This window comes from Azospirillum oryzae (genome assembly GCF_008364795.1).
In the GTDB taxonomy this organism is placed as follows: Bacteria; Pseudomonadota; Alphaproteobacteria; order Azospirillales; family Azospirillaceae; genus Azospirillum; species Azospirillum oryzae.
In genome coordinates this window covers 460,932-484,394 of sequence record NZ_VTTM01000002.1, presented here as the reverse complement: position 1 = coordinate 484,394, position 23,463 = coordinate 460,932, and the positions used below count along the sequence as shown (strand labels likewise).

The following is a 23,463-nucleotide window of genomic DNA, read 5'->3' as shown; positions in this document are numbered from 1 at the left end:
CAGGATGGGCGGGACCGCCGCCGCCCGTGCCGCGGTCCCGCCCATTCCGTCTCCACCCTATTCTCTTGACTTCCCGTCGCCTGCGGGCTGAATGCCCGGGAGATCAGACGGGTTGCCGGCGATGATGTCCTTGTCCAAGATTCTTCTCCTTGCGCTGGTGATCGGCGCGGTGTGGTTCGGCTGGCGCTGGATCAACCGCGTTCAGGAGATCGGCCGCGCCCGCACCGCCGCCCGCCGCCAGGACGGACCCAACCAGCCCGGACGGCGCGATGCCGCACCCGGCGCCTCGTCGCGCGACGCGGGTGCCTATGCCGTGGAGGCGGAGGACATGGAGAAATGTCCGGAATGCGGCGCCTATGTCGCCCCCCGCTCCGCCGTGTCCTGCGGCCGCCCGGCCTGCCCCTACGGTCGCTGACCGCAACGGCAGCCGCCGCGCTACGGCTTGATCGCGCTCTGCGCTGCGGCTTGATTTGGCGGTGGCACCCGCCTATCGTGCCGCGCGTTTTCAACATTTCCATTGTGGACCGTCCATGGCCTCCCAGATCGGGACTTCCGACGGCGGAAACTCCGCCGACCGCCGCGGCCTGTCGTTCCAGGCCCTGATCCTCAAGCTCCACCAGTTCTGGTCGGAGCAGGGTTGCGTCATCCTGCAGCCCTACGACATGGAGGTCGGCGCCGGCACCTTCCATCCGGCGACCACGCTGCGCGCGCTGGGGCCCGATGCCTGGAAGGCGGCCTATGTCCAGCCGTCCCGCCGGCCGAAGGACGGCCGCTATGGCGAGAACCCGAACCGGCTTCAGCATTACTACCAGTACCAGGTCATCATGAAGCCCTCGCCGGCCAACGCGCAGGAGCTTTACCTGGACAGCCTGCGCGCCATCGGCATCGACCCGGCGCTGCACGACATCCGCTTCGTCGAGGACGACTGGGAAAGCCCGACGCTGGGCGCCTGGGGCCTGGGCTGGGAAGTGTGGTGCGACGGCATGGAAGTGACGCAGTACACCTATTTCCAGCAGGTCGGCGGCATCGAATGCGATCCGGTCGCAGTCGAACTGACCTATGGGCTGGAACGCCTCGCCATGTATGTGCAGGGCGTCGAGAATGTCTACGACCTGGACTTCAACGGCCAGGGCGTAAAGTACGGCGACGTGTTCAAGCGGGCCGAGGTCGAATATTCGAAGCACAATTTCGAGTTCGCCAACACCGACATGCTGCTCCAGCATTTCAAGGACGCCGAGGCCGAATGCCAGGCACTGGTGGCGCAGAACCTTGCGCTGCCCGCCTATGACCAGTGCATCAAGGCGTCGCATCTGTTCAACCTGCTGGACGCCCGCGGCGTGATCAGCGTTGTCGAGCGCGCCGCCTATATCGGCCGCGTGCGCACGCTGGCGAAGGCCTGCTGCGAAGTCTGGACGGGGGCGAAGTAATAACATGACCGAACTCCTGATCGAATTCTTCTCCGAGGAAATCCCCGCCCGCATGCAGGCGCGGGCCGCAGACGACCTGAAGCGCCTCGTCACCGACAAGCTGGCGGCGAACGGCCTGACCTTCGCCAAGGCCGAAGCGCACTCCACCCCGCGCCGTCTGGCCCTGGTGGTCGACGGGCTGCCGGAGCGCACCGCCGACGTGCGCGAGGAGAAGAAGGGTCCGCGCGTCGGCTCGCCGGAGCAGGCGGTCGCCGGCTTCCTGAAGTCGGCCGGCCTCGACAGCCTCGACCAGTGCGAGCAGCGCGACACCGGCAAGGGCGTCTTCTATTTCGCGGTGACCGAGAAGAAGGGCCGCGAGACCGCCGAGGTGCTGGCGGAGATCATTCCCGCCGCCATGGCCGAGCTGCCCTGGCCGAAGTCGATGCGCTGGGGCACCGGCACCGTGCGCTGGGTCCGTCCGCTGCACTCGATCATCGCCCTGTTCGGCGGGCGCGTGCTCGACGGCGGCTATGACATCGGCGGCACCCAGGGCCGCATCGCCTTCGGCAATGTCACCCGCGGCCACCGCTTCCTGGCCCCCGACGCCTTCACGGTCGAGAGCTTCGCCGACTACAAGGAGAAACTGCGCGCCGCCAAGGTCGTGCTCGACCGCGAGGAGCGCAAGGCCAAGATCAAGGCCGACGCCGAGGCGCTGGCCAAGGCCCAGGGCCTGACCCTGTCGCCCGACGACGCCCTGCTGGAGGAGGTCGCCGGCCTCGTCGAATGGCCGGTCGTGCTGATGGGCGGCATCGACGAGAGCTTCATGGACGTGCCGTCGGAGGTGCTCATCACCTCCATGCGCACCCACCAGAAGTATTTCGCCGTGCTGGACGCCGAGGGCAAGATGGCCCCGCGCTTCATCGTCGTGGCGAACACCGAGACGCTGGACGGCGGCAAGGCCGTGGTCGCCGGCAACGAGCGCGTGCTGCGCGCCCGCCTGTCCGACGCCAAGTTCTTCTGGGACCAGGACCGCAAGACCAAGCTGGAAGCCCGCGTCCCGGCGCTGGAGAAGATCACCTTCCACGCCAAGCTGGGCACGGTGGCCGAGAAGGTCACCCGCGTGCAGCTGCTGGCCGCCGAGATCGCCCGTGCCATTGGTGCCGACAGCGACGCCGCCAGCCGCGCCGCCCTGCTCTGCAAGGCCGATCTGGTGACCGAGGTGGTCGGCGAGTTCCCCGAGGTCCAGGGGATCATGGGCCGCTACTACGCGCTGGGCCAGGGCGAGAGCGCCGACGTCGCCAACGCCATCGCCGACCATTACAAGCCGCTGGGTCCGTCGGACAGCTGCCCGACCGCGCCGGTTTCGGTTTCGGTGGCGCTGGCCGACAAGATCGACACGCTGGTCGGCTTCTTCGCCATCGACGAGAAGCCGACGGGCTCGAAAGACCCCTATGCACTGCGCCGCGCCGCGCTGGGCGTGATCCGGCTGGTGCTGGAGAACGGGCTGCGGGTGAAGCTGTCCGAGGTGTTCGCGGCGGCCCACGGTGCCTACACGGTCAGCGGCTTCGCTCCGGCCGGCAGTGTCGGCGGCGATCTGATGTCCTTCTTCGCCGACCGCCTGAAGGTGGTGCTGCGCGAGCAGGGCGTCCGCCACGATCTGGTCGATGCGGTGTTCGCGCTCGGCGGCGAGGACGATCTGGTGCGGCTGCTGGCCCGCGTGAAGGCTCTGCAGGCCTTCGTCGGCTCCGACGAGGGCGCCAACTTGGCAGCGGCCTACAAGCGCGCCTCCAACATCGTCCGCATCGAGGAGAAGAAGGACGGCGCCAGCTTCGACCAGCCGGTCGACGCCGACCGTCTGGCCCAGGACGAGGAAAAGGCGTTGTTCGCTGCGCTGAACGAAGCCTCGGACACCGCCAAGCCGCTGCTGGACGCGGAGGACTTCACCGGCACCATGGCGGCGCTGGCGAAGCTGCGCGGTCCGGTGGACGCCTTCTTCGACAAGGTGACGGTGAACGCGGAGGACAAGGACCTGCGCGCCAACCGCCTGCGCCTGCTGACGCAGATCCGCACGACCCTGAACACGGTGGCCGACTTCTCGAAGATCGAGGGGTGAGGCTGGGGGGCATTCGCGCCTCCCTTCCGTTCTCTGCCCCCTCCCCATCCCTCTCCCGCCTTTGGCGGTGGAGGGAGTAGGACGCTTGGCAGCGGTACTTCAATGCCGAAGCAGCGGCAGTCCCCTCTCCCACCGAAGGTGGGGGAGGGTTAGGGAGGGGGCAAAAGCCTCAACCCTCCTTATCACAACCCCGCCAAGGCCCGCCGGATCGCTTCGCGGAATGCATCCAGCGAGGCGATGTCCAGCAGGAACAGCGCATGCCCGCTGGCATCGCCGGCCGCAAGCGCCATGTCGATGCGCACGAACAGCACCGGGTCGGTGGCCGACCCGATGACCGCCGACGGCGCGCCGGTGCCATAGCCCGGAACCGCGCCCGACAGCTCGCCGCCGATCAGGTTGGACAGGCTGGCGAGGCAGCCGTTCAGGATGATGTTGCCGATCTCGGTCAGCGCGTCCTGCTCCATCTCGCCCGGCGCCTCGGCGGCGGGATCGACGGGGACGAGGCGGCCTACCAGGGCCAGCGTGCCGCGTTCCGGGAAGATCAGCAACGCTTCGCCGGTGAAGGGGCCGGTGAAGGCGCCGCGCACGGCGCAGACCGGCTGATCGCCGTCCAACTCGTCGCCCACCTCGCTGGTGATGCGGGCGCGGGTCGACACCGCGAAGGACGGCACCGACAGATGCACCTCCTCGCCCAGCATGGAGCTGAGCGCGGCGGCCGGTTCGCCCATCCCGATGTTGAACAGCTCGGCGATGGCGTCGGCCTCGTCGGCGTCGAGGCGGAGCGGGTCTTCCGATGCCGGGCCGGCGGATGTGGAGTCGGCCATCGGCGTCACTGCCCGGCCGCGGCGAGGAAGTCGCGGATCTTGTCCGAGGTGATCGGCTTGGCGATGAAGCGGACGCCCAGCGCCTCCGCCTTGCGCTTCAGGGTGTCCTGCACGTTGGCGGTCAGCAGGCCGATCGGCAGGCCGACGAAGCGCTCTTTCAGCCGCTCGGCAAGCTGCAGCCCGTCCATGCCCGGCATGTTGTAATCGACGATGGCGGCGACCGGCGGCACATCGCCGACGATCTCCAGCCCCTCTTCGCCGCTGGCCGCGGTGACGATGGTCCAGTCGGGCCGCAGAGAGGCGATGACGCTGGAGACCATGTTGCGCGCCAGTCGGCTGTCGTCGACGACGAGGATGCTGGTCATGCCGATATTTCCGTCCTAAAGGTTCCGTTCACACCTTGCGGGCTTCTTACCGCAAAGCGTTCCTGCCCACAACAGACGCTTCGCATCGGTCCCGACAACTTCAACCGCGACGGTCCTGCAATATATCAATGCTCAGCCGCGACCCTGCCGCCCCCGACGCGACTCGCCCTTCGGCTCCGGCGCCGGTCCGGGCCGTTCTCGACACCAACATCCTGGTTGCCTATGCGCTGCTGGGCGATGCCGCGGCACGCCGGCACGACGCGATCCGCCGCTGCGTGGAACGCGTGCGCACTGACCAGGGCCTCGTCGGCAGCACCGAAACGCTGGCGGAACTCGAGGAGGTGCTGATGCGCCCGACCTTCGACCGCTATACCCCCGCGGCAGATCGCCGCGCCTTCCTGGATCGCATCAGGAACGAGACGACGCTGGTCGCTCCCGCCGCGGTCGGGCGCCTGTGCCGCGATCCGGAAGACGACATGTTCCTGGCGGCGGCCGTCGGCGGATCGGTGCCCTGGCTGGTGACGGTCGACCGCCAGCTCCTGTCGGTGCGCCGGGCCGGCGAAACGCGGGTGCTGCGGCCCGAACGCTTCCTGGAGGCGACGGCTCTCCAGCATGGTCCCCAACATTAGCCTGCGGACATAGCCGCCAGAATCCACTCGACAAACCCGACGCGCTTTCTAGAATGAAAAGAGAACACACCGCAAACTGCGGGTGAACAGGGAATGGTCGGTGCCACGGTGCCGGCGGTGTGGGTGGGTATTGGTGGAGCGCAGGGGGCAACCGCAGCGATGAGCGTCCAACGGCTTCTGTTCGACGATCTGCCGGAGACCGAACCGGCGCGCAAGCCGCGCCGGGCGCGGGCTGCCGCGACGGGTGCCACACTGTCGACGATGGCCGCCCAGGTCGCGGTCGATGTGGTGCGGGAGGCCGCGCCCCTGCCCAGGGCGGCGGTGATGGCGGCGACTGTCGCGACCCTGCCGCTCGCCCCGCCGGCCCCACCGCCCCCTCCCCCGGCCTTCGATCCCGCCGCGCTGTCCAATCCCGAGCTTCGGGCGCTGGTACAGGCGCTGCCCGATCAGCGGCTGGCCCATCTGCTGATCGAGGCGGCACGCGAACTGAAACGCCGCGCCGCGCCCGACCGCAGCGATGCCGATGGTGAGGATGGGGATGTCGCGATGGAGCCCAACCCCGCCCTTTTGCGCGCCGCGCGGCAGGCTGTCGGCGAATTGTCCGGGGATGACTTCTGAGCCACGTCTCACCGTTGGGGCGGCCCCTTAGTCAATAAAGTTTCCGAGACAAACAGCGCGGCTTTATGTCATGATCTGTCCCAGCCCACGCTCTACATACCGCATCGCACAATATAGCGGTTACAAAGCGCCACCGGGCCCGCGGAACCCACAAGCGACGTCTCCCGGAGGGGTCTTTGGACTGGATCAATTGGTTGCAGGAATGGGGGAACGCCTTTTACCCGATGGCCTTTATCTGGGCCTTTTTTGAAGGTGAAACATTTGTAATCTTCGGCGGGATGGGCGCCAAACTTGGCATCATCAATCTGTATTGGCTGGTCGGTTCGGTGTGGATCGGCAGCTTCATGGGCGATCAGGTGTGGTTCTGGCTGGGCCGCCGCTGGGGCAAAAGGGCACTCGCCCGCTTTCCGTCCGCCGATGCCCATGCCTGCCGGGTCCTGAGCTGGCTGGAGAGATACGGCGTCGCCTTCATTCTGGTCTTCCGTTTCCTCTACGGCGTGCGCAACATCGCGTCCGTCGCCATTGGCACCTCCGGCATGCGGTGGTCCCGCTTCCTGTTCTGGAACTTCATCGCCGCCGGCATCTGGGCCTGGACTTTCGCCGGGGCCGGTTACCTGTTCGGTGAAGCCGCCGCCGCCATCGGCGAGGACGGCCCGAAGATCCTTCTGCTGAGCGGCCTTGCCATCGGCGGTCTGTGGATCGGGGTCAAGAGCTTCCGCTGGGTCCGCCGCCGTGCGCTTGCCGCGACCAACCCGGCGGAGTGATCCGCCGGCTTCTCAGACCGCACCAGTCTCAGACCGCAAGAGTCTCCTGATCCTTCAGCCGCTCCCAGATCGCATCGAATTCCGCATGGCGACCGGCGAACAGCGAGAGCAGGCGCGGGTCGAAATGGACCCTCGGCTCCAGACGGTCGTCACCGTTCAGCAGGATGTCGACCGCCTTCTCGTGGCTGAATGACGGCTTGTAGGGTCGGGCGCTGCGCAGGGCGTCGTAGCAGTCGGCGATGGCGACGATGCGGGCGGCCAGCGGGATTTCCTCCCCCTTCAGGCCATGGGGGTAGCCGGTGCCGGCCCATTGCTCGTGATGGTACAGCGCGATCTCGGCGGCCATCTTCAGCCGATCCGACGCGACCAGAATATCGTGGCCGTAGACCGGATGGCGCCGCATCTCCGCCAGTTCGCGATCGTCGAGCCGGCCCTTCTTGTGCAGAACCGCCTGATCGACGCTCATCTTGCCGACATCGTGCAGGGCGGCGGAAAAGCGGATCTCGTCGCAGAAGGCGCGGCTGCAGCCGGCCCAGGTGGCCAGCGCGTGGGAGTATTCGTTGACGCGCAGGATGTGGTTGCCGGTGTCCTCGTCATGCACCTCGGCGGCGCGGGCCAGCAGATTGACCGACACCATGAAGGCGCGCTCCGTCTCCGCCTGAAGCTCGGCGACGCGGCGGCGCTCGCGGGTCAGGGCGCGGTTGCGCTCGGTCAGCCGCTCCAGCGTCGCGGCCCGCTCCAACGCCCGGCCGACGATGTGGTTGACCGGGGCGATCATCTGCTCATGTTCCGGCAGAAAGGCGGGTGGTCCCTCCTCCGGGCGGCGGTTGATCAACTGCACCACCCCGATCGGCCGGTCGCGGAAGCCTTTCAAAGCAAAGGCCATGATGGAACGGGTGCGGAAGCCGGTGCGCTGGTCGAAGGCGGGGTTGAAGCTGTAAGGCCGATCCTCCGCGATGGCGTAGGCATCCTCCAGCAGCAGCGTCTCTCCGGTCGCCGCGACATACCCGACGATGGAGGCTTGGCTGACCGGCACGGAGAACAGCGTCGGTTTCGCGCGGATCACGTCGTTCTGGGCGCTGACCGCCTCCAGATGCCGGTGTCGCCCCTGCCCACGCAGCATGAAGATCGTGCCGGCCTCCGCTCCCGTCAGGTCGCGGCATTTGCGCAGCACCCGATCGCTGAGCGATCGCAGCGACCGGTTCGGCGCACTTTCGATAAATTCAAGGAATTGGCCGACCAGACCCACAGCGCTCCCCCACCCCGGCGCACATACAACGGTGCACGAACAGAGTACCCCATTTGTCGCATCCGGAAGAAGGGCCTTGCGGTCCTGAAAGTCACGGGCTGGTCACAGGTCACAGATGACGAGTCACAGCCCCATCCAGCCGCCGGCCCACAGCCAGACCGCCGCCAGCGCCATCGACAGCAGCGCCATCGGCACGCCGCAGCGGGCATGCTCGACGAAGCCCAGCCGGACCCCGGACGCCGCCGCCCGCTCCGCCACGATGATGTTGGCGAGGCTGCCCGGTAGCAGCAGGTTGCCCGCCAGGGTCGACAGCAGCGCCAGACCATAGAGCGCCCCCTCCGGCGGGGATGGCCAGGCGGCCAGCAACAGGATCACCGCCGGGACATTGCCGATGCTGTTGCTGCCGGCCAGCGCCAGCGGCAGCATCACCGCCAGCCGGTCGGGCAGCCATCCCGCCGCCTGCAGGTCGCCGACCAGGGCCGCCGGGATGCCGGTCAGCCCCAACGCGTGGTTGATGGCGAAGAGTGCCGCGAACAGCACCAGCAGATGCCAGTCGACCATCCCCAGCATGTCGCGGCTGGCCATGCGCCGGCTGATCATCATCACACCGGCGACCAGCAGCACCGCATGTTCCTGCGGAATGTCGCGGGTGAACAGCACCAGCAGCACCAGCGTCGCCACCACTGCCTTGCCCAGCTGCCAGCGGTCGAGCGTCACCGGCGCCACCTGTCCCCCGCCCTCCTGCGGCATGCCGAAGCGCCCGCGCCAGACGAGCCAGACGGTGCCGTAGACGATGGCCATGGCCGCCAGCGCCGGACCGCCGCAGACCGCAAGGAAACGCCAGAAATCGAGATGCCCGATCTGCCCGATCAGAATGTTCTGCGGGTTGCCGATCAGCGTGGCCGCCGATCCGGCATTGGCCGCCCCCGCGAGCGCGATCAGGTAGGGCCGCGGGTCCAGCTTGCGGGCCTGCAAGCCCAGGCACAGCATCGGCGTCATCGCGAAGACCACCACGTCGTTCGCCAGCACCGCCGACAATCCGCCGGCGACCAGCACGATCACCGCCAGCAGCCGCGCCGGCGAACGCGCCGCTTGCGCCACCCTCAGCGCGCACCAGTCGTAGAAGCCGCTGCCGGCATATTGCGCCGACAGGATCATCAGCCCGAGCAGGATGAAGATCGTCGGGAAATCGACCGCCGCGACCAATTGCGTGGTGTCGAGCGCTCCGGCCGCCAGCAGCAGGATCGCCGCGACCAGCGCGATCCCGGTGCGGTCGATGCTGAGACCGGGAAAACGCCCCAGAGCCATGCCCAGATAGGTGGCGGTGAACAGAATCAGGATGGTGGCGGTCATAATGCCCGATGCGCAGGGAAAGTCAGTCGAGGGAGATGGTGGTTCCCTCGCGCGCGGCAAAGCAGTTCGGGAACTCCGCCTTCGCCGCCGCCTCGATCCGCTCCATGGTGGCATCGTCGTGGTCGGGATCGTGATGGAACAGACCCAACGTCTTCACATGGGCCGCGCGGGCGATCCGCACCGCCTCCATCCAGGTGGAATGGCCCCAGCCGACGCGCTGCGCCCATTCCTCGTCCGTGTAGGTCGAGTCGTAGAGCAGCAGATCGACGCCATCGACAAGGTTCAGGATGTTGCGGTCGGGCTGATCCGGCACATGCTCGGTGTCGGTAACATAGGCGACCGACCGCCCCTGATACTCGATCCGATAACCGGTGGCGCCGTCGGGATGGTTGAGCGCCCCGGTATGGATTCGCACCCCTCCCTCCAGCTTGAAGCTGTGGCCGGGCGGCACCTCAAGGAAGCTCAGGTTGCCGCCCATGGTGCGCAGCGGCACCGGGAACAGCGGCCGTTCCATCTGGCGCGCCATCACCGATTCGATGTCGGGACTGCCGGCCAGATGGCCGGAGACCACCCGCAGGTCGAACCCCTTGGTGTAGGCCGGCGCGAAGAAGGGAAAGCCGCTGATATGGTCCAGATGGGTATGGCTCAGCAGCAGCGTCGCGCTGGTCACCCCCTCGGCCAGCAGCTTGCGGCCCAGCATCCGCAGTCCGGTGCCGGCGTCGATGATGATCCGCTGTTTTCCCGCCTGCACTTCGACGCAGGACGTGTTGCCGCCGAACCCCAGATGCGAGGCCATCGGGCAGGGAATCGTGCCGCGCACCCCCCAGAAGGTGACTGAAAACCCCATTCCCCCGCCTCCAGGCGCAACGATGCACCGTTCCAACCCCTTTGGACGGCGAGTTTAGCGCGTTCCTTCGGTATGTACACGATGGTGGACGTTCGGCAAGAAATGATCGCCGAAAAATGGACGGGGCCGCTTCACTGGAAGCGACCCCGCCAAACATCCTACTGCTCGGCCGCCAAACCGTTCGGCCGTCTTACAGCTCGGCCGCCATGTAGGTCGGCAGCCAGCCTTCGTTGGCCTCGCGCAGGCGCTTCAGCGAGACGATGTCGCCGCCACGGCCCGACAGCGCGGTGCCGCGGGTCTCGCCCAACACGCTGACCGGAACGCCGACCGCCTTGGCCTTCTCCTGCACCGTCGCGGCAACGTCCGGGCGGACGGCCAGGACGTAGCGGCCCTGGTCCTCGCCGAACAGCACGCGGACATGCTGGCCGTCGAAGCCGGTCAGGTAGGCACCGATGCCGCCGGCCATCGCCATCTCGGCGATGGTGACGATCAGGCCGCCATCGGCCACGTCGTGGCTCGATACCACCAGACCATCGCGGATCAGGCCGCGGACGAAGTCGCCGTTGCGGCGCTCCGCCGCCAGATCGACCGGCGGGGGGGCCCCCTCTTCGCGACCGAGGATCTCGCGCAGGAAGATCGACTGGCCGATGTGGCCCTTGGTCTCGCCGACGGCGAGGATCACGTCGCCCTCACCTCGGAAGGCGATGCCGACGGCGATCATGGCGTCCGGCATGATGCCGACGCCGCCGATGGCCGGAGTCGGCAGGATCGCCTCGCCGTTCGTCTCGTTGTAGAGCGAGACGTTGCCCGACACGACCGGGAAGTCCAGCGCCTTGCAGGCCTCGCCGATGCCTTGGACGGCGCCGACGAACTGGCCCATGATGCGCGGCTTTTCAGGGTTGCCGAAGTTCATGTTGTCGGTGATGGCGAGCGGCAGGGCGCCCACCGCCGACAGGTTGCGCCACGCCTCGGCCACCGCCTGCTTGCCGCCCTCGACCGGGTCGGCCAGGCAGTAGCGCGGGGTGCAGTCGGTGGTGATGGCGACCGCCTTGGTCTGGCCCGGCACGCGGACGACCGCGGCGTCGGCCTGACCCGACATGAAACGGGTGTCGCCGCCGACGAGGCTGTCATACTGCTCCCAAATCCAGCGCTTGGAGGCCAGATCGGGGCAGCCGAACAGCTTGGTCAGCGTGTCGCCCAGGCTTTCGGAATAACCGTCGAACACACTTTCGTCGAGGTCGGACGCCTTCGGCGTCGGTTCCCACGGACGGTTGTATTCCGGCGCGGCGTTGGACACCGGGGCGATCGGCATGTCGCACCAGGTCTCGCCATACATCTTGATGACGAGGTTGCCGGTGTCGGTCAGGTGGCCGATGACGGCGAAGTCCAGTTCCCACTTGTCGAAGATGGCCTTCGCCACCTCCTCGCGGCCGGGCTTCAGGATGATCAGCATGCGCTCCTGGCTTTCGGAGAGCATGATCTCATAGGGCGTCATCGCCTGTTCGCGCATCGGCAGGGTGTCGAGCGTCAGCTCGATGCCCAGGCCACCCTTGCCGGCCATTTCGACCGAGGAGGACGTCAGGCCGGCCGCACCCATGTCCTGGATGGCGACGATGGCGTCCGTCTCCATCAGTTCCAGGCAGGCTTCGATCAGCAGCTTCTCGGTGAAGGGGTCGCCGACCTGCACGGTCGGACGCTTCTCCTCCGAATCCTCGGTGAATTCGGCCGACGCCATGGTGGCGCCGTGGATGCCGTCGCGGCCGGTCTTCGACCCGACATAAACGACCGGATTGCCGATGCCGGCGGCGGCCGAATAGAAGATCTTGTCGGTCTTGGCGACACCCACGGTCATGGCGTTGACCAGGATGTTGCCGTTGTAGGCCGGATGGAAGTTGGTCTCGCCGCCCACGGTCGGCACGCCGACGCAGTTGCCGTAGCCGCCGATGCCGGCGACGACGCCCGAGACCAGATGGCGGGTCTTGGGATGGTCGGGCGAGCCGAAGCGCAGCGCGTTCATGTTGGCGATGGGACGCGCGCCCATGGTGAACACGTCGCGCAGGATGCCGCCGACGCCCGTCGCCGCCCCCTGGTAGGGTTCGATGTAGGACGGGTGGTTGTGGCTCTCCATCTTGAAGATGACGGCGTCGCCGTCACCGATGTCGACGACGCCGGCATTTTCGCCGGGGCCGCAGATCACCTGCGGGCCGGTGGTCGGCAGCGTCTTCAGCCACACCTTGGACGACTTGTAGGAGCAGTGCTCCGACCACATGACCGAGATGATGCCCAGCTCGGTGAAGGTCGGGGTGCGGCCCAGGATGTCCAGGGCGTTCTGGTATTCCTCGGCGGACAGGCCGAACTCCTTGGCGAGTTCGGCGGAGACCGGACGCTCCTGCGCCTTGGTAGCTTCAGCGCTCACGACAGGGCCTCCACCAGACCTTCGAACATGGGCTTGCCGTCGGTGTTGCCGTGCAGGGCCTCCACCGCGTCCTCGGGGTGCGGCATCAGGCCCAGCACGGTGCGCTTGGCGTTGAAGATGCCGGCGATGTCGGACACCGAGCCGTTGGGGTTGCCGCGCGGGTCGCTGCGCGCCTCGTCACTGACATAGCGGAAGGCGACCTGGCCTTCGCCGTCCAGCCGCTTCACCGTCTCCGCGTCGGTCCAGTAGTTGCCGTCGCCGTGGGCGACCGGGAACCGGACGATCTGGCCCTTCGCGTATTTCTTGGTGAAGGGGCTGTCGGTGTTCTCCACCCGCAGATGCTGGACACGGCAGACGAACTTCAAGGCACCGTTGCGCATCAGCGCGCCGGGCAGCAGCCCGGCCTCGGTGATGATCTGGAAGCCGTTGCAGACGCCGAGCACCCGGACGCCCTGATCGGCCCGCGCCTTCACCTCGCGCATGATCGGCGAATGCGCCGCCATGGCGCCGGAGCGCAGGTAATCGCCATAGGAGAAGCCGCCGGGCACGACGATCAGGTCGACCTTGGGCAGTTCGGTGTCGCGGTGCCAGACCAGATGCGGCTTGGTCCCGCTGACGGCCTCCAGCGCGGCGACGGCGTCGCGTTCGCGGTTGGAGCCGGGGAAAACGACGATGGCGGCCTTCATGGGGCGGTCAAAATCCGGCGTCGTGAGGGGGAGGAGTTCGCGCCGGACACTAAAGCCGCCGCCCCGGCAAAGCAAGGGGTGGCCAAGGGACGGCGGACTTGTGCGGGGCGCATTACAGGGTTGGCGCGTCCTCTTCCGGGTACGCGGTGATGTGGTGCAACGACAGGTCGGCGCCCTTGTACTCCTGTTCGGGGTCGAGCCGGATGCCCACGGTGACGCGCAGCAGGCCGTAGACCGCCAGACCGGCGGCGAATCCGAAGCCGGCGCCGCCCAACGTGCCGACGATCTGGCTGAGGATCGACACGCCGCCCAGGCCGCCCAGCGCCTCCTGCCCGAAGACGCCGGCCAGCAGACCGCCGGTCAGGCCGCACAGCCCGTGCAGCGGCCACACGCCCAGCACGTCGTCGATCTTCCAGTCGATCTGGCACTTGTTGAAGGCCCAGACGAACAGCAGTCCGGCGACGCCGCCGGTGATCAGCGCGCCCAGCGGGTGCATCACGTCGGAGCCGGCGCAGACCGCCACCAGACCGGCCAGCGCGCCGTTGTGGACGAAGCCGGGGTCGGTGCGGCTGATGACCAGCGAGGTGACGATGCCGCCGACCATCGCCATCAGCGAGTTCAGCGCGACCAGCCCGGTCACGCCGTCCAGCACCTGGGCGCTCATCACGTTGAAGCCGAACCAGCCCACGCACAGCACCCAGGCGCCCAGCGCCAGGAAGGGAATGTTCGACGGCGGAATGGCGATCAGCGAGCCGTTGGGACGGTAGCGGCCGCGGCGGTTGCCAAGATTCAGCACCGCACCCAGCGCCACCCAGCCGCCGAAGGCATGGACCACCACCGATCCTGCGAAGTCGTGGAAGGGTTGGCCGAAGGTCGTCGCCATCCAACCTTGCAGGCCGAAGCGGGTGCCCCACACCGTCCCTTCCAGCAGCGGATAGAACAGCGCGATCAGCGCCAGGGTGGCGCCGGCCTGCGGCCAGAACTTGGCGCGCTCGGCGATGCCGCCCGACACGATGGCCGGCACCGCTGCGGCGAAGGTCGCCAGGAAGAAGAACTTCACGAGGTCGTAGCCATAGGCCGCGAAGCCGCCGGCGCCCTTGCCGACCAGCGTGTGGGCGTCGGCGAAGAAATCGACGCCATAGGCCACCGCATAGCCGACGAAGAAATAGGCGATGGTCGACATGGCGAAGTCCGACAGGATCTTCACCAGCGCGTTGACCTGATTCTTGCGCCGGACCGTCCCGACCTCCAGCAGGGCGAAGCCGCAATGCATCGCCAGCACCATCACCGCGCCCATCAGCACGAAAAGGACGTCGCCACCCGTCTTTGCCGCATCCATTTGCACAAACCTTCAGCATTTCGCCCAAAAAAGCGGCAGATTGCTAACAGATCAGGCAAATATGCGCAAGGGCCTAGCTGACGTTTGGACAGGCAGAGTGGCGGAAATGCAGCACAAAAAGCGGGCGAACCCGCTTTGGGTTGCCCGCTGTCTGCGCAAGAACGATGCCAAGTGATGAAGAGACGGGCGGAGATGCCTCCGCCCTTAACGCCTACATACCGGCTATGGTCATGCCGTCGATGCGCACGGTCGGCGCATCCATGCCGAAGCGCAGTTCCAGATCGTCGGCGGCTTCCATGTTCAGGAACATGTCCTTGAGGTTGCCGGCGATGGTGATCTCGTTGACCGGATAGGCGAGCTGGCCGTTCTCGATCCAGAAGCCGCCGGCACCGCGGCTGTAGTCGCCGGTGACGCCGTTGACACCCATGCCCATCAGGTCGGTGACGTAGAAGCCGTCCTTGACCTCCGCCAGCATGTCGGCGCGGCTGCGCTTGCCGGCGGCCATATAGACGTTGGCCGGGGCCGGGCCGGGCGGGCCGGAGGTGCCGCGGGCGGCGTGGCCGGTGGTCTGCAGGCCAAGCTGCCGGGCGGAGCGCAGGTCGAGCAGCCACGTCGTCAGCACGCCGTCCTCGATCAGCGTGCGCCGCGACACTTCGACGCCCTCGGCATCGAAGGGACGGGAGCGCAGGCCGCGCTTCACATGCGGGTCGTCGACGATGGTGATGGAGGGGGCGAAGATGCGCTGCCCCATCTTGTCCTTCAGGAAGCTGGTGCCGCGGGCGATGCTGGGGCCGCTGATGGCGCCGGTCAGATGGCCGAGCAGGCCGCGCGACACCCGCGGGTCGAAGAACACCGGCACCTTGCAGCTCTTGACCCGGCGCGGGTTCAGGCGGCGGACGGCGCGCTCGCCGGCCTCGCGGCCGATCTCCGCCGGATCGCGCAGGTCGGCGCCATAGACCTTGCTGTCATAATCATAGTCGCGCTCCATCCCCGTGCCGGTCCCGGCCAGGACGGAGGCCGACAAGGACTGGCGCGACACGCCATAGCTGCCGGCGAAGCCGTTGGACGCGGCGATCGCGATGGTCGAGCGGCTCCAGCCGGCGTCGCCCCCTTCGGAGTTGGTGACGCCCTCGACCGCCAGCGCCGCCTCTTCGGCGATTCGCGCCCGCTCGATCAGCGTTTCCGACGACGGCTCTTCGCTGTCGCAGATGTCGAGGTCGGGCCAGCTGCGGGCCAGCTGCTCCGGATCGGCGATGCCGGCGAAACCGTCCTCCGGCACCACGCGGGCCATGGCGATGGCGCGTTCGACCAACTCGTCCAGCGCCTTGCCGCTGCGGTCGGTCGAGGAGACGATCGCCTGCCGCTTGCCGACGAACACCCGCAGGCCGAGATCGCCGGATTCGGAGCGCTCCAGCTTCTCGGTCTTGCCCAGCCGGTGGGAAAGGGACACGGACGCGCTGTCGAACAGCACGGCATCGGCGGCATCCGCACCGGCGGCGCGCGCCTTGGCGATCAGGTCGTCCAGCAGATTCAGGACCCCGGACGAATCCGTCTTGTGCTGGTCGTTCGGCGAAACGGTCATCAGGCTCTCCGGTTGGTCTCCGTCCTGTCTACCAAATGGGACGGCGACGCGGAACGGGGAAGAGGCAAATTGCCCCCTCCCCGCTCCACGTCGCCATGGAATGCCGTTTACGGTTGCGGATCAGGCCAGTTCGCGACGGGCAGCCGGGGCACCCAGCGCGGGAACCTTCAGCGCGAAGGCCCCGTCGCCCAGCAGCGACTGCACCACCAGCAGGACCGTCCAGAAGGCCGGGAACTCCCAACCGCCGCCCTGCGAATTGAACACCCAGCCATTGCCGACATGCTGCAGCGTGGCGCCGATCATGATCGGCAGCAGGGCCAGCGCGATCCAGCGGGTGTAGACACCGGCGATCAGCAGCAGCCCGCCGCCGATCTCGCCCAGGATCACCAGATAGGCGAAGACGCCAGGGTAACCGATGCTCTCGAAGTAGCCGACGGTGCCGGGAATGGTGAAGGTCAGCACCTTCAGCACAAGGCCGTGGGCCAGGAACAGCAGGCCGAGGCCGACGCGCAGCAGGAAGGCGGCATAGGGAGCGGTGCGATTGTCGATCATGGTCAGGGTCTCCTCGATCAGGTGGGCCAGAGGGGCCGCGTTTTGTCTGAAGAGGAGATTAGGCCGGATCGAGGTGCGGGATAATCCGCAGAATCGATGAATGTTTGTTGCAGACGGAGGGACAATAAGGAGGAAGCACACTCTCCCGGCTCGGTGCCCCTCTCCCGGAGGGAGAGGGGACTTTCGCTAACTCATCCCCGCTTCCAGGTCGTGCCCTGCGGGCCGTCTTCCAGGACGATGCCCTTGTCGGCCAGCTCCTTGCGGATGCGGTCGGCCTCGGCGAAGTTCTTGGCAGCACGGGCGGACTTGCGGTCGACGATCAGCTGCTCGACCTCGGCGTCGCTCAGGCCTTCAGCCCCGCCTGTCGGCGCCCAGCGGAACCATGCCTCCGGGTCCTGCTGCAACAGGCCGAGCTGCTGCCCGGCCGCCAGGAGCGCCCCCTTGGCAGCGGCCTTCTCGGCATCGCTCTTCGCCTTGTTCACCGCGGTCGCCAGCTCGTGCAGATGCGCGATGGCGAGCGGGCTGTTGAGGTCGTCCTCCAGCGCCGCCAGCACATCGAAGGGCAGTTCGCCCGCCGCCGGCACCGGTTCGCCGCGCAACGCCTGATACCAGCGGTCGAGCGCGCCCTTGGCCTGCCGGATGCCCTCGCGGGTGAAGTCCAGCGGCTGGCGATAATGCGCGCTCAGCAGGGTCAGGCGGATCGCCTCGCCGGGGAACTCGTCCAGCAGGTCGTGCACGGTGAAGAAGTTGCCGAGCGACTTCGACATCTTCTCGCCTTCGACCGTGACGAAGCCGTTGTGGACCCAGGTGCGGGCCAGCCGGTCGGTGCCGTTGGCGCAGCAGCTCTGCGCGATCTCGTTCTCGTGGTGCGGGAAGATCAGGTCCAGCCCGCCGCCATGGATGTCGAAGGTGACACCGAGATGCTCCTTCGCCATGGCGGAGCACTCGATATGCCAGCCCGGACGGCCGCGGCCCCACGGGCTGTCCCAACCGGGCTGGTCCGGCGTGCTGGGCTTCCACAGCACGAAGTCGGAGGCATCGTGCTTATAAGGAGCCACCTCCACCCGCGCGCCGGCGATCATGTCGTCCAACGAGCGGCGCGACAGCTGGCCATAGCTGGGCATCGACGGCACCGAGAACAGCACGTGCCCTTCCGCCGCATAGGCGTTGCCGCGTTCGATCAGCGTGGCGATCAGCGCGATCATCTGGCCGATATGCTGGGTCGCCCGCGGCTCGATGGTCGGGCGCAGCGCGTTCAGCGCGTCCATGTCTGCATGGAACAGGTCGGTGGTGCGCGCGGTCAGCGCGTCGATCGGCTCGCCGCTGTCGCGCGCCCGGTCGATGATCTTGTCGTCCACATCGGTGATGTTGCGGACATAGGTCACCGCCGGATAGAGCCGCGACAGCAGCCGGAACAGCAGGTCGAACACCACAACCGGCCGGGCGTTGCCGATATGGGCGGTGTCGTAGACGGTCGGACCACAGACATACATGCCGACATGGTCCGGGCGAAGCGGCTCGAAGCGCTCCTTACGGCGGGTCAGCGTGTTGTAGAGGTCCAACGGCACGGTCCGAACTCCTGAATGAAGAGAGGTTTCAGGCGGTTTCGCCGGCCAGTCGCCGGAGGCTGCGCGCCCGTCCGATCAGGGGTAGCAGGTTCTTCAATTCCGGTCCATGGTCGCGCCCGGTCAGGGCGCGGCGCAGAGGAAGGAACAGCTCCTTTCCCTTGCGGCCCGTGGCACCCTTCACCGCATTGGTCCAGGCGCCCCAGGTGCCGAGGTCCCACGGCTCGTCGGGCAGCAACGCCGCCGCCTGGGCCAGGAATCCGGCATCCTCCACCACCGGCGTCACCGGCGCATGGGTCACCGCCCACCAATCGCGCGCGTCGCTCAGCCGCGCCAGATTGGGCCGCACCGCGTCCCAGAAGGCGGCGTCGACATCGGTCAGGCCAAGCGCCTCCAGACGGGATGCCGCCGCCTCGAACGGCGTCAAATGCAGGATGCGGGCGTTCAGCCGGCCCAGTTCCTCCGGATCGAACTTCGGCGTGCCGCGGGCGATCTTCGACAGATCGAACTCCGCCACCAGTTCGTCAAGCGTCAGCCGCGCCTCGATGGGGTCGGAGGTGCCGAGCTTTGCCAGCAGGCTGTTGACCGCCATCGGCTCGATGCCGTCCTCGTCGCGCAGGCTGCCGACCGACAGGCTGCCCAGCCGCTTCGACAGCCCCTGCCCGCCGGCATCGGTCAGCAGCGGCAGATGGGCGAAAACAGGCACCGCTGCATCAAGGGCTTCGAAGATCTGAATCTGAACCGCGGTGTTGGCGACATGGTCCTCGCCGCGGATGATGTGGGTGATGGCGAAATCGGCGTCGTCGACCACGCTGGTCAGGGTGTAGAGCGGCCGGCCATCCTCGCGGATAAGCACCGGATCGCTCAGCGCCGTACCTTCGAACCGCACCGGCCCGCGGACCAGATCGGTCCATTCCACCGGAGTCGGGTTCAGCTTGAAGCGCCAATGGGCCTTGCGCCCCTCCCCTTCCAGCCGGGCACGGTCCTCGTCGGTCAGGCGCAGGGCGGCGCGGTCGTAGATCGGCGGGCGGCCCTGCGACACCAGACTGGCGCGCTTGAGGTTCAGTTCCTCCGGCGTCTCGTAGCAGGGATAGAGCCGGCCGGCGGCCTTCAGCGCGGCTGCCGCCTCGTCATAGCGCGGATAACGGTCGCTTTCGCGGGCGAAGCGATCCCAGCTCAGGCCGAGCCAGGTCAGGTCGGCGGCAATGGCGTCGGCGAATTCCTGGGTCGAGCGTTCCTCGTCGGTGTCGTCCAGCCGGAACATGAAGCTGCCGCCGGTCTTGCGCGCGAACAGCCAGTTGACGAGCGCGAGGCGCACATTGCCGACATGGATGCGGCCGGTCGGGCTGGGAGCGAAACGGACGGCGGTGGACATGGCTGGACTCGATTGCAGACGGAACAGGCGGGCAGTCCTAGCACGGCCGGCGCGCCTTCCGAAAGCGGTCCGCAACCGATGCATCCCGGCAACAGGTGGTGCCCTGCGTCCGTCCGCGCGGTAGGCGCGGCCGTCCGGCTGCGTTAGCTTGGCGGCAAATCCAATCTCGGAGACATCCTATGGCGGACAAGAGCTTGCGCATCGGCGTCGTGCTGTCGGGCTGCGGCGTGTATGACGGTGCGGAAATCCACGAGGCGGTCTGCACCCTGCTGGCGATCGCCAAGGTGGGCGCGGTCGCGGTGTGCTACGCCCCCGACATCCCGCAGGCCCATGTCGTCAACCACGTGACCGGCCAGGAGACCGGCGAGAGCCGCAACGTGCTGGTCGAATCGGCCCGCATCGCCCGCGGCAAGATCACCGCGCTCAGCGAATTCTCGGCCGGTGACGTCGATGCGCTGATCTTCCCCGGTGGCTTCGGCGCCGCCAAGAACCTCAGCGATTTCGCCTTCAAGGGCGCCGACTGCTCGGTCAACCCGCAGGTGGTGGCCGCGGTCGCCGCCATGCGCGCGGCCGGCAAGCCGATCGGCGCGCTGTGCATCGCCCCGGCCATCCTCGCCAAGATCCTGGGCCAGCAGAGCGTCGAGCTGACCATCGGCAACGATTCCGGCACCGCCGCCGCGCTGGAGTCGATGGGCGCCGTCCACCGCACCACCACCCACGGCGAGATCGTCATCGACCGCGGCCTGAAGGTCGTCACCTCGCCCTGCTACATGCTGGACGCCAATCTGGTCCAGATCGCCGAGGGTGCGGAGAATACTGTCAAGGCTCTGGTCGATCTGGTGAAGTGACCAAGTGAAAACCTCCGACGAAGGAGGTAGCGATACCTCCTTTGTCACCGGCAATGTCACAAAGCTGAGCAATAATTCATTAACCGCCTTCCCACACCCTTTGCCTCAGCTTCTTTTCTATCAGGCGAGGGTTGGCGATGACCTGCATTGTGGGATTGGTGGACGGCGACCGGGTGTGGATGGGCGGCGACAGCGCCGGAGTGAACGGCCTGGACATCACGGTGCGGGCCGACACCAAGGTGTTCCGCAATGGCGACAGCCTGATCGGCTTCACCAGCTCCTTCCGTATGGGCCAGCTGCTGCATTACCGGCTGGAGGTCCCGCCGCGTGAACATGACGTCGACCTGTTCCGCTACATGGTCGTGGACTTTGTCGATGCCGTCCGCAACTGCCTGAAGGACGGCGGCTACGCCCACCGCTCCAACGATGTGGAGACCGGCGGCACCTTCATGGTCGGGCTGGAAGGCCGGCTCTTCACCGTGCAGTCGGACTATCAGGTCGGCGAGGCGGTGCGTGGTTACCATGCCATCGGCTGCGGGTCGGACTACGCGCTGGGCTCGCTCGCCTCCACCGTCGGTCAGCCGCCGGAAGAGCGCGTGCTGAAGGCTCTGGAATGCGCCGAGCTGTTCAACGGCGGCGTCCGCGCCCCCTTCACCATCCAGTCCAGCCTGCGCCGTCCGCAGCTGGCGCTGACCGAAGCCGCGTAATCTCCCCTTCGACCCCAACCTTCGACCCCAACCTTCGACCAAAGTCGAAAGGGCCGGCCAAGGCCGCGCTCTGGTCATCCAAAGCATCGTGGCGTATGAACCCCTGTCCTGCTGCAGTGCGGGACAGGGAATAACCACAAGAAACTTGGGTGATAGAGATGACGGACCAAGCGGTTACCGCCGATGTTTATCTGGGTGCAGACGAGAACCCCTCCGGGTTGCTGAGCAACTGGGGAAATTCGCCATTCTTCGTCTTCCCGGCCATGCTGCTGATTTTCATCATGCCGCTGGCGATCATCTTCCACCCGACCTGGGTGGTGCTGCCGGCCGTACTGTGGACCTTCGGCATGATCGCCACCATCATCAAGCTGACGCGCGGCTGAAGCCGGCGCGGAGGCGAAGGGGGAAGGGGGACCGCTCCCCCTCCCCGCCCGCTCTACATCAAGTCGTTGAAGCCGCCGGCAATCGGAAAGCGACGCAGCCGCGCGACCGTCCGGCGGGAAATCCGCGGCCCCGGCGGAGCCCTGCGGCGGCCCGCTTCCGCCTGGACCACCAGCCGCCAGACCATCTCCACCGTCTCGGCAGCATGGCCGCGCCCGGCAAGGTCGGCCGGCGACAGCCCACCGTCGAGCAAGCCGGCCAGCAGATCGTCCAGCGCGTCCACCGGCGGCAGTCCGGCCGGAGTCTCGGCCTTCAGCCGGCGCGCCAGCACCCGTTCCGGAACCACCCGCCCCGCCGGCCCGCGCGATCCCGCCGGCTGGTTGGCGTTGCGCCAGCGCGTCAGTTCCAGAACCGCCGTCTTCGGCACGTCGGACAGCACGGCATAGCCGCAGCCCGTCTCCTCCGCCGCAAGGCCGAGCAGCCGGTCGGTCCGGTCCGCCGTGGACAGCAGCACGGCGCCCATCCGCTCCGCCAGGGCCGCCAGGGTCGCGGCCCGCAGGCGGGCATGCAGGCGGTCGGCCGCCGCGGCCGAGTCGCGCCCGGCAAAGGCGGGGGCCAGCAGCGAGTCGGCGGCCTTGAGCACCGGCGTGAGCGCGACATTGTCCAGGCGGCAGCCCAGCAACTCGACGATCTCCGCCGCATCGGCCAAGCTATCGGCCAGACTGTCGGTAAAGCTGCCGGCCGAGGCCCCCGCCTCGCCGGCCGGCAGCGGAGCGCGAACGGCCAGCACCCGCTCCGGTCCCAGCGCGTCGGCCGCCAGTGCCGCGACCAGCGCCGAGTCCAGCCCGCCTGTCAGCCCGACCACCACGCCCGGCGCGCCGCTTTTCGTTACGGCATCGTGCAGGCCCAGCATCAGCGCCGTGTAAAGCGCCTCCGTCCCCTCGGCCGGAGCAATTGTTTCGGCCTCGGAGCTGTCCCAGCTGTCGTCGGGTCCGCGCTCCCACCGGGTCAGCAGCAGATGTTGGGCGAACAGCGGAGCCTGGGCGACCAGCCGGCCACCTGGGGCGAGCGCGAAGCTGCCGCCGTCGAACACCCGCTCGTCCTGCCCGCCGACAAGGTTCACCGCAACCAGCGGCAATCCGCATTCCACCACCCGCGCGACGGCGGCCTGCACCCGCTCATCGGCGCGGCCGGGGGCGAAGGGGCCGGCCAGCATCGCGACCAGAAGCTCGGCCCCACTCTCCGCCAGGGTCTCCGCCACGTCGCCGGTCGCCAGATCACCGCCGATCAGCAGGCCGATCCGCACCCCGCGGACATTGACCGGGCCGGGCATCGGACCGCTATCGAAACGGTCCTCCTCCGGCGCACCGATCTCACCCGCATCCGTTACGGCCTGGAAACGAACAGCGGCGATCTTGCCGCCGTCCAGCAGCAGAGCGGCGTTGTGACGCCCCTTGCCCTCCCGCCAGGGCGCGCCGACCAGCAGGGCCGGACCGCCGTCGGCGGTGACGTCCGCCAGCGCCCGCACTGTCTCCTCAACCGCGTCGAGGAAAGCGGGAAGCGCCGCCAGATCCAGAAGCGGGGCACCGGACAACGAGCCCGCGGGACAGATGACGAGGTCGGCGCCGCGGGCCGCGGCCTCCGCCCGCGCCGCACGGATCAGGCCGGCGTTCGCAGTGAGGTCGCCCACGGTCGGGTTGATCTGGGCAAGCGCGATGGACAGGCGATCGGTCATGATGGTCGGCTTCCTTCTGGCGGGTCCTTTTCCGACAAGGGTAGCAGCGCCTCACCCGCGGTGAAAGCCGCCGCTCGTCGCAGGTCATCACGCAGGCGGAACAAGTGGC

The 23,463-nt window shown here is 67.7% G+C and carries 22 protein-coding genes; 9 read left to right on the top strand and 13 right to left on the bottom strand.

All coding sequences use genetic code 11. The features are described 5' to 3' along the window. The first annotated feature begins 121 nt into the window (after nt 1–121). The 3 genes from FZ938_RS08270 to glyS all read left to right on the top strand — a co-directional run bounded on the left by FZ938_RS08270 (nt 122) and on the right by glyS (nt 3,519). Nucleotides 122–415 (top strand): hypothetical protein, encoded by a 294-nt coding sequence (locus tag FZ938_RS08270; RefSeq protein ID WP_149198085.1) that lies wholly within the window; start codon nt 122–124, stop codon nt 413–415. A gap of 115 nt (nt 416–530) precedes the next feature. Beyond that, entirely contained in the window at nt 531–1,427 is an 897-nt protein-coding gene (locus FZ938_RS08265) for a glycine--tRNA ligase subunit alpha (protein ID WP_014248542.1), read from the top strand. 4 nt (nt 1,428–1,431) lie between these two features. After that, nucleotides 1,432–3,519 (top strand): glycine--tRNA ligase subunit beta, encoded by a 2,088-nt coding sequence (gene glyS, locus FZ938_RS08260; RefSeq protein WP_149198084.1) that lies wholly within the window; start codon nt 1,432–1,434, stop codon nt 3,517–3,519. Between the two features lie 182 nt (nt 3,520–3,701). Here the strand turns inward: glyS and FZ938_RS08255 are convergent, their stop codons facing one another. Together FZ938_RS08255 and FZ938_RS08250 are read right to left on the bottom strand one after the other, a co-directional pair. Continuing rightward, nucleotides 3,702–4,343: a chemotaxis protein gene (locus FZ938_RS08255; protein WP_149198083.1), complete on the bottom strand. Its 642-nt coding sequence runs from the start codon at nt 4,341–4,343 to the stop codon at nt 3,702–3,704. Between the two features lie 5 nt (nt 4,344–4,348). After that, a complete protein-coding gene (locus FZ938_RS08250) occupies nt 4,349–4,708 on the bottom strand; it encodes a response regulator (protein WP_109150077.1) in 360 nt (119 codons plus the stop codon). Between the two features lie 128 nt (nt 4,709–4,836). Here FZ938_RS08250 and FZ938_RS08245 point away from each other — a divergent pair, with 128 nt between their 5' ends. The 3 genes from FZ938_RS08245 to FZ938_RS08235 all read left to right on the top strand — a co-directional run bounded on the left by FZ938_RS08245 (nt 4,837) and on the right by FZ938_RS08235 (nt 6,719). Beyond that, nucleotides 4,837–5,337 carry a putative toxin-antitoxin system toxin component, PIN family gene (locus tag FZ938_RS08245; protein WP_149198082.1) on the top strand — a complete coding sequence of 167 codons (501 nt, stop codon included), beginning with the start codon at nt 4,837–4,839 and terminating at the stop codon, nt 5,335–5,337. A gap of 159 nt (nt 5,338–5,496) precedes the next feature. Continuing rightward, nucleotides 5,497–5,955 carry a hypothetical protein gene (locus FZ938_RS08240; RefSeq protein ID WP_149198081.1) on the top strand — a complete coding sequence of 153 codons (459 nt, stop codon included), beginning with the start codon at nt 5,497–5,499 and terminating at the stop codon, nt 5,953–5,955. 224 nt (nt 5,956–6,179) lie between these two features. Continuing rightward, nucleotides 6,180–6,719: a DedA family protein gene (locus tag FZ938_RS08235; protein WP_149198080.1), complete on the top strand. Its 540-nt coding sequence runs from the start codon at nt 6,180–6,182 to the stop codon at nt 6,717–6,719. 28 nt (nt 6,720–6,747) lie between these two features. On the opposite strand, the gene FZ938_RS08230 is transcribed toward FZ938_RS08235, so the two are convergent. From FZ938_RS08230 to gltX, 10 genes are all read right to left on the bottom strand, one after another. Continuing rightward, nucleotides 6,748–7,968: an HD-GYP domain-containing protein gene (locus FZ938_RS08230; RefSeq protein ID WP_281399672.1), complete on the bottom strand. Its 1,221-nt coding sequence runs from the start codon at nt 7,966–7,968 to the stop codon at nt 6,748–6,750. Between the two features lie 123 nt (nt 7,969–8,091). Further along, a complete protein-coding gene (locus tag FZ938_RS08225) occupies nt 8,092–9,321 on the bottom strand; it encodes an SLC13 family permease (protein ID WP_149198079.1) in 1,230 nt (409 codons plus the stop codon). Between the two features lie 22 nt (nt 9,322–9,343). Then, a complete protein-coding gene (locus FZ938_RS08220; protein WP_149198078.1) occupies nt 9,344–10,168 on the bottom strand; it encodes an MBL fold metallo-hydrolase in 825 nt (274 codons plus the stop codon). A 190-nt stretch (nt 10,169–10,358) separates the two neighbouring features. Then, on the bottom strand, nt 10,359–12,584 hold the full coding sequence (purL, locus tag FZ938_RS08215) for a phosphoribosylformylglycinamidine synthase subunit PurL (protein WP_149198077.1): 2,226 nt from the start codon (nt 12,582–12,584) through the stop codon (nt 10,359–10,361). After that, nucleotides 12,581–13,270 carry a phosphoribosylformylglycinamidine synthase subunit PurQ gene (gene purQ, locus FZ938_RS08210; RefSeq protein ID WP_149198076.1) on the bottom strand — a complete coding sequence of 230 codons (690 nt, stop codon included), beginning with the start codon at nt 13,268–13,270 and terminating at the stop codon, nt 12,581–12,583. The genes purL and purQ overlap by 4 nt, the downstream gene beginning before the upstream one ends. A gap of 112 nt (nt 13,271–13,382) precedes the next feature. Further along, entirely contained in the window at nt 13,383–14,609 is a 1,227-nt protein-coding gene (locus FZ938_RS08205; RefSeq protein ID WP_149198075.1) for an ammonium transporter, read from the bottom strand. A 211-nt stretch (nt 14,610–14,820) separates the two neighbouring features. Then, the gene (locus FZ938_RS08200; RefSeq protein WP_149198074.1) at nt 14,821–16,191 is read right to left on the bottom strand and encodes a TldD/PmbA family protein; all 1,371 of its coding nucleotides are present in this window, start codon (nt 16,189–16,191) and stop codon (nt 14,821–14,823) included. Nucleotides 16,192–16,311: 120 nt separating this feature from the next. Further along, nucleotides 16,312–16,743, bottom strand: a complete 432-nt coding sequence (locus FZ938_RS08195; protein ID WP_149198073.1) for a DoxX family protein — start codon at nt 16,741–16,743, stop codon at nt 16,312–16,314. 191 nt (nt 16,744–16,934) lie between these two features. Continuing rightward, nucleotides 16,935–18,311 carry a cysteine--tRNA ligase gene (gene cysS / locus FZ938_RS08190; RefSeq protein WP_149198072.1) on the bottom strand — a complete coding sequence of 459 codons (1,377 nt, stop codon included), beginning with the start codon at nt 18,309–18,311 and terminating at the stop codon, nt 16,935–16,937. A 28-nt stretch (nt 18,312–18,339) separates the two neighbouring features. Continuing rightward, entirely contained in the window at nt 18,340–19,683 is a 1,344-nt protein-coding gene (gene gltX, locus FZ938_RS08185; RefSeq protein ID WP_149198071.1) for a glutamate--tRNA ligase, read from the bottom strand. Nucleotides 19,684–19,862: 179 nt separating this feature from the next. Between gltX and elbB the strand changes: the two genes are divergently transcribed. From elbB to FZ938_RS08170, 3 genes are all read left to right on the top strand, one after another. Continuing rightward, nucleotides 19,863–20,531, top strand: coding sequence for an isoprenoid biosynthesis glyoxalase ElbB (gene elbB, locus FZ938_RS08180; protein ID WP_149198070.1), 669 nt, complete (start codon nt 19,863–19,865; stop codon nt 20,529–20,531). Between the two features lie 137 nt (nt 20,532–20,668). Continuing rightward, a complete protein-coding gene (locus FZ938_RS08175) occupies nt 20,669–21,238 on the top strand; it encodes a hypothetical protein (RefSeq protein ID WP_149198069.1) in 570 nt (189 codons plus the stop codon). Between the two features lie 158 nt (nt 21,239–21,396). Continuing rightward, nucleotides 21,397–21,621 carry a hypothetical protein gene (locus tag FZ938_RS08170; protein ID WP_149198068.1) on the top strand — a complete coding sequence of 75 codons (225 nt, stop codon included), beginning with the start codon at nt 21,397–21,399 and terminating at the stop codon, nt 21,619–21,621. 53 nt (nt 21,622–21,674) lie between these two features. Here the strand turns inward: FZ938_RS08170 and nadE are convergent, their stop codons facing one another. Then, nucleotides 21,675–23,354 (bottom strand): NAD(+) synthase, encoded by a 1,680-nt coding sequence (nadE, locus tag FZ938_RS08165; RefSeq protein WP_149198067.1) that lies wholly within the window; start codon nt 23,352–23,354, stop codon nt 21,675–21,677. Nucleotides 23,355–23,463: the final 109 nt, after the last annotated feature.